This is a genomic window from Vibrio variabilis, assembly GCF_003263785.1.
GTDB lineage: Bacteria > Pseudomonadota > Gammaproteobacteria > Enterobacterales > Vibrionaceae > Vibrio > Vibrio variabilis.
In genome coordinates, this window is the sequence record NZ_JYJK01000042.1 from 1 (window position 1) to 6,738 (window position 6,738).

6 protein-coding genes are annotated in these 6,738 nt (G+C 45.1%); all 6 read right to left on the bottom strand.

Annotation, left to right across the window (positions count from 1 at the left end; genetic code table 11):
• Positions 1 to 563: 563 nt before the first annotated feature.
• Positions 564 to 1,397, bottom strand: coding sequence for a phosphoadenylyl-sulfate reductase (locus TZ48_RS05165; RefSeq protein ID WP_112478486.1), 834 nt, complete (start codon positions 1,395 to 1,397; stop codon positions 564 to 566).
• Complete coding sequence (cysI, locus tag TZ48_RS05170; RefSeq protein WP_112478487.1) at positions 1,390 to 3,123, bottom strand: assimilatory sulfite reductase (NADPH) hemoprotein subunit; 1,734 nt, start codon at positions 3,121 to 3,123, stop codon at positions 1,390 to 1,392. The genes TZ48_RS05165 and cysI overlap by 8 nt, the downstream gene beginning before the upstream one ends.
• Positions 3,123 to 4,997, bottom strand: a complete 1,875-nt coding sequence (locus TZ48_RS05175) for an assimilatory sulfite reductase (NADPH) flavoprotein subunit (protein ID WP_420822921.1) — start codon at positions 4,995 to 4,997, stop codon at positions 3,123 to 3,125. Before TZ48_RS05175 ends, cysI begins: the two co-directional genes overlap by 1 nt.
• A 98-nt stretch (positions 4,998 to 5,095) precedes the next feature.
• Complete coding sequence (locus TZ48_RS05180; protein ID WP_042478735.1) at positions 5,096 to 5,326, bottom strand: hypothetical protein; 231 nt, start codon at positions 5,324 to 5,326, stop codon at positions 5,096 to 5,098.
• Between the two features lie 98 nt (positions 5,327 to 5,424).
• Positions 5,425 to 5,634, bottom strand: a complete 210-nt coding sequence (locus TZ48_RS05185) for an envelope stress response protein PspG (RefSeq protein ID WP_112478489.1) — start codon at positions 5,632 to 5,634, stop codon at positions 5,425 to 5,427.
• 169 nt (positions 5,635 to 5,803) lie between these two features.
• Positions 5,804 to 6,738 (bottom strand): tRNA dihydrouridine(20/20a) synthase DusA (gene dusA, locus TZ48_RS05190; RefSeq protein WP_112478490.1); only part of this gene is annotated, 935 nt, incomplete at its 5' end.

Here is a 6,738-nt window from a genome sequence, read left to right on the forward strand (position 1 = left end):
TCTTATTGGTTTTCACTTTTGAAAAGTAAAACAAAACAGCTCAAGGCTGCTTCCCAATTCGAATGGTCACTTCGTTTCATTGAAACCTAATTTGATACCGCTCTTTATTAAGAGAAATATCTAATTTGATTATCATCAACGAGTGCCCACACAGATTGATAGGTTTTAATTTTTAAAGAACATTCTCTTCAGAACTCTGCGTTTCGCTTTCCGTTTGAAGAGGCGGCCATTCTAGCGGGATGATTCTCAGTGTCAAACACTTTTTTCTAATTATTTTTGATTTTTTCAAATCTAACTAGAAGACCATCTTGTAAGCTGAATGCCTTACTGACTATCGCCTCGAACCCTTGTGGCTCTGCCGTGTCAGTGGAAGCGCATTATAGAGATACCGATCACATTAGCAAGCCTTTTTTTAGAAAAAATACAAAAACAACGCCTAACCGCGTCTTTTTCATTCAAAGGCTTATTTATTCAACTTTATCCTAGTAATGACTACAAGTTATCCACAGAGTTATCAAAAAAAGGAGGCTAAGCCCTCCTTTTTGTAATGATGTGAACAAAGGTTAAATACCTGAACCGTCTGTCTCACCATCGTCTTCATGCAAGCCACACTCACGTTTTAAACCATTAAAGCGCGTTTCCTCTTCTTTCATACCTGGTTCCCACTTCACTGTGGAGTGAGTATCACCTAACGATAGGTAACCCGCTTCTTTAAGAGGGTGATAACTCAAGCCGTGCTCTTCTATATAGCTATCAACTTGTTCGTTATTCCAATCGATGATTGGCAGGAACTTGAAACGGCCATTTTGAATCGCAAGTACTGGCAAGTTTGCTCGACTCTCTGACTGCTCACGTCTTAGGCCAGAAAACCAAGTGTGAACATCCAACTCTTCGAGTGCTCTTTTCATTGGCTCTACTTTATTAAGCTGGTTGTATTGCTTAAGTCCATCGAGCCCTTTTTCCCATAACTTACCGTAGCGAGCCTCTTGCCATGCTGGTGAGATGTTTGCTTTATAGATATGTAAATTCAGATCTAACTGCTTCTGAAGCTTATCTATGAACTGATAGGTTTCTGGAAATAGATACCCAGTATCGTTAAGCACTACCGGAACGTCTGCTTTTACACTTGTCACTAGATGAAGCATAACCGCCGCCTGAACTCCAAAGCTTGAACTTAGGACATGTTCGCCTGGCAGATTCTCTAGTGCCCACTCAACTCTCTGCTTCGCAGTCAATAGTTCAAGCTGACCATTTAGCTCTGCTAGCTTTAAAATCTGCTCGGTTTTAGTCAGTGACAGCAGTTCTTGAAGCTCTAGCGCTTTTGTCTTGCCTTGCACGATTTGGCTAACTGAATCTTCTTCAGTTGCTTGTTTCTGGGAAATAACGTCTCTAGGCATAGAAGTCCCTTTTCGATACTTTGACTTCTTCTATAATCCCAGCGCGGATAACGAAGTCACCAAATGCTTCACCTTCATTACGCTGCTCCGCCCATTGACCTACTAAAGCATCAATCTCTTCTAGGATTTGCGCATCCGTAATGTTCTCTTTGTACATCTTAGGTACACGGGTACCTGCTTTGTTGCCGCCTAAGTGTAGGTTGTATCGGCCAGGCGCTTTACCAACCAAACCAATTTCTGCCAGCATCGCTCGACCACAACCATTTGGACAGCCGGTGATCCTCAAGATGATGCTCTCATCACTTGGGATCTGGTGTTTATCCAGAATGTTCTCTACATCCGTAACAAAGCTTGGTAGAAAACGCTCCGCTTCTGCCATCGCAAGAGGACAGGTTGGGAAAGCCACACACGCCATCGAGTTTTTGCGCTGCTCAGATACCGCATCGTCCATCAGACCATGTTCACGAGCGATCTTCTCTATCTTGGCCTTGTTTGACTTAGATACCTTAGCGACAATCAGATTTTGGTTTGCCGTCATCCTAAAGTCGCCTTTGTGGATCTTAGCGATCTCAGCAACACCAGTTTTAAGAGGCTTACCTGGGAAGTCGAGCAGTCGACCATTCTCAATGAATAACGCTAAGTGGTATTTACCATCGATACCTTCAACCCAACCAATTCTGTCGCCACGCTCGGTAAACTCGTATGGACGGCTTTGTTCGAAACTAATGCCCGCACGTTTTTCAACTTCGGCTTTAAATACATCAATACCAACGCGGTCTAGTGTGTACTTAGTCTTGGCATTCTTACGATTTGAACGGTTACCCCAGTCACGCTGAGTTGTCACAACCGCTGCTGCTACATCTAGTGTTTTCTCCAGAGGAACAAAACCAAAGTCATCGGCACGTCTTGGGTATGTCGACGTATCACCGTGAGTCATGGCGAGACCACCGCCAACAAGAACATTGAAACCCACCAGCTTGCCGTTATCAGCAATCGCTACGAAGTTCAGATCATTGGCGTGCACGTCTACATCATTTTGTGGTGGGATCACGACTGTCGTTTTGAACTTACGTGGTAAGTAGTTTTTACCCAGAATAGGTTCGTCTTCCTCTGTGCTTTCTACTTTCTCACCATCAAGCCAAATTTCCGCGTACGCTTTGGTTTTAGGAAGCAAATGCTCACTGATCTTTTTCGCCCACTCGTAGGCTTCTTGATGTAGCTCTGATTCCACAGGGTTAGTCGTACATAGCACGTTACGGTTCACGTCACCGGCTGTCGCAATAGAATCAATACCGATAGAGTTCAGCGTTTGGTGCATTAGCTTGATGTTTGGCTTCAGCACACCATGAAACTGGAACGTTTGACGCGTCGTTAAACGAATACTTCCATACAACGAATGATCAGTCGCAAACTTGTCGATAGCTAACCATTGCTTAGGCGTGATAATACCGCCCGGCATACGCGCGCGAAGCATCACGTTGTGTAGAGGTTCTAGTTTTTGCTTAGCTCGCTCGTTACGGATATCACGGTCATCTTGCTGATACATACCGTGGAAGCGAATGAGCTGGAAGTTGTCGGCGGTAAATCCACCTGTAATACGATCTTGAAGATCGTTCTCAATGGTTCCGCGCAGTAGGTTACTCTGTCCTTTTAGACGCTCGTTATCAGACAACGGCCCCAACTCTTCACCCAACACTTCTTGAATAGTGGCTGATTGCTTGCTCATTAGTACACATCCTTCTGATAACGTTTTGCTTTTCTTAGTTCGTTGACAAATTCTTCTGCCTGGTCAGCTTCTTTTCCACCATGCACCTTAACGATCTCAATCAGGGCATTGTGAACATCTTTGGCCATATGGTTGGCATCGCCACATACATAAATGTGGGCACCTTCCTGTAGCCATTGCCATACCTGCTCACCTTGTTCAAGCAATCGATGCTGAACATACACTTTCTCGTGTTGGTCGCGGCTAAAGGCCACATCCAATCGGTTCAATACACCTGACTTCAGGTACTTTTGCCATTCCACTTGATATAGGAAATCTTGAGTGAAAGTGCGATCGCCAAAGAACAACCAGTTTTTGCCAGTGTCGCCCTGGTTATCACGCTCTTGAATGAAGCTTCTAAATGGCGCAATACCCGTACCTGGGCCCACCATAATCACTGGCGTGTCACCATTTTCTGGTAACTTGAAGTTATTGTTGTGCTCAACGAATACTTTGACCTCGCCACCTTCTTCCAATCCACGAGATAAGAAGTAAGATGCGCCGCCAAATCGGCTTTCCTCGCCCGCTTGATATTCAACAAGCCCAACCGTTAGATGAACTTCTTCATCTACTTCTTCTTGGCTGGATGCAATTGAATAGAGACGTGGGGTTAAACGGCGTAGTAGACCCAATAGTTGCTCGGCCTCTAGTTTTGCTTTCTTCTCTTTAAAGACATCAATCACTTGGGTATTCGAAGCATACTCGCGAAGTTTGTCTTTATCAGCTGCCAGCTTCTCAAGCTTTTTACTGCCTGAAATTTCCGCGTATTGTGCTACTTGCTGAGGATTTGCCGCGGTGATCTCATAGTGCTTAATCAGCGCAGAACGTAAAGATAGGCTCTCCCCATCCACATCCACACTTTCAATACCTGATAAACCAACTTGAGCAAGAAGTGCATCCACCAGCTCACTGCTGTTCTCGAACCACACACCCAGCGCGTCACCCGGCTTGTAAGTGATGCCTGAGCCTTCAAGATCAATCTCGATATGACGAACATCTTTGCCAGAATCGCGACCCGTGATCTTTTGGCTAGTCAGTAGTGTAGCGGTATATGGATTTTTCTTGGTGTAGTTAACCGTAGCGGCTGCAGTTGCAACAGGCAGTGTCACAACGTCTGCTGGTTGAGAGGCAAGATCTTCTTTAATGACCTCTAGCGCTTTCGCTCGCCACTCACCTGCTGGCGCGTCGTAATCAACGTCACAGTCGATACGATCAATAAATGAGGTGGCACCTAACTTACCTAGGTACTCATCAAAATCTTTACCCGTTTGGCAGAAGAACTCATAGCTAGAGTCGCCTAAGCCAATAACACCATACTTAAGATTCGGAAGTTTTGGCGCTTTCTTAGATTGAAGGAACTCATGTAGCTCGATCGCGTTATCAGGCGCTTCGCCCTCACCGTTTGTAGAGGCAACAACGATGACGTGTGTCTCTTTCGCTAGGTTTTTACCTTTGTAGTCACTTGCATCAAATAGCTCAACATCAATACCAAGAGCAGAAGCTTCTTCTTTAAGCTCCTCGGCAACCCCTTTTGCGTTACCTGTTTGAGAAGCAAAGATAATGGTCAGCTTGCCTGCTGGTACAGCTGCCGCAGCTGTATTCACTGCGCTGGCAACTGGAGTAAGCGCTGATGGTGCACCCGCCTGACTCAATCCCCAAAAATACCCGCTTACCCATGCAAGCTGGTTTGAAGATAGGTTCGTTGATGCTTGTTGTAGTTGTGATAGCTGCTGATCGTTAAGTGGAGCAGCTAGGCTTGGTAACTCTTGAGAATTGTTATTACCGTTCGGCGACTGTTTTACGTTTGAAGACATTGTCACGACATCCCTAATCATTGCGTGACGATAGATTAACCAACCACCTTAATAACAAGAAAGAATAGATATGAATGTTTTATAACTTTTTGGAAGAAGAGGTTCGTTTGGTAGGGAGGTTATTTAGCCTCAATACGAACCTCAGTGAAGCCAACGGCGAGCGCGGATTTAGACGCTTTGTCGAGATCATTGTACTGACACTCAGCGCCGTGAATATCCGTCAGCATAACGAAACCGCCTTGCTTGTGGCGAAACTCAACGATCCAGCCGCCTTCGGATTCGGCGGGTTCAATGATCGCTTCTGCCAGTAAATCTTGATGGAATAAATACTTCAATTCCGTAATTGTCATGGCTCCCTCCAGAAATCCTATAATGACCGACGCCCTTGGTCATATAGATAACTATAGCAATTGTGCTTATCTCTGTAGGGTTATTTGTGATCAGTTTGTTAATTTGTGGGCGCCATTGCCTTTTTATAGATCCAAATCGCTATAAGGAAGGCGATAATGTAAGGCAAGAGATTTAAAACAACCCCAACCATGCCCAACAGAAACATCACCGCGAACGACACCACAATCGCCATGGTGACAGTGACAAACGTAACGCCAGTCATGACAAGAGTTGCAAGAAATACCAAAACGAAAATTAGTTCAAACATAACCTCTCCCATTTCGTTGCTAGTTTAAGTCTTTTGAATTACTTAAAGGGATTGCAGGAAGCGTTCCAACTTTTAGAATCTTTAAAAATCATATAGATAGCTAGAAACAAAAACTCCGACTGGCTTTCGCACAGTCGGAGTTGGTATTTATCGCCAAATGATTGGTAAATTACACATCCAGTTCAGATGGGATTTTTGCTAGTGCTGTTTCAAGCACTTCAATGCCAGCACCTTTCTTATGTGCATTTTCACTGATGTAACGACGCCACTGCCTTGCGCCGGGCATTGCTTGGAATAAGCCAATCATATGACGAGAGATATGACCAAGGTACGATCCGTTAGATAGCTGACGCTCAATGTACGGGTACATCTCTTCAACGACTTGCTTACGTTTTTTCACTGGAGTGTCCAAACCAAAGATAAGCTGGTCAACCTGGGCGAGGATGTAAGGGTTCTGATACGCCTCACGACCAATCATCACCCCATCAAGGTGCTGCAAGTGCTCTAGAGATTCTTCTAGAGTTTTTACGCCGCCATTTACTGCCACATTCAGATGTGGGAAGTCTTTCTTAATTTGGTAAGCGCGAGGGTAATCCAACGGTGGTATCTCTCGGTTCTCTTTCGGGCTCAAGCCACTTAGCCAAGCCTTACGAGCGTGAATAGTAAACTGATCCACACCGCCCTTCTCAGATACCGTAGAGACAAACTTAGTCAAAAACTCATACGAGTCTTGATCGTCAATACCAATACGAGTTTTTACCGTCACTGGAATATCAGCCACTTCACGCATCGCTGCGACGCACTCAGCCACTAAATCAGGTTCTGCCATCAAGCATGCACCGAAACGGCCATTCTGTACGCGATCTGATGGACAACCTACGTTCAGGTTTACTTCATCATAACCACGCTCAGCAGCAAGCTTTGCACAGGTTGCCAAGTCAGCCGGGTTTGAACCACCTAGCTGAAGTGCTACTGGGTGCTCTTCTTCGTTGTACGCTAGAAAATCACCTTTACCGTGAATGATAGCACCAGTTGTCACCATCTCGGTGTATAGCAGAGTTTGTGATGACAGAAGACGATGGAAGTAACGGCAATGTCTATCCG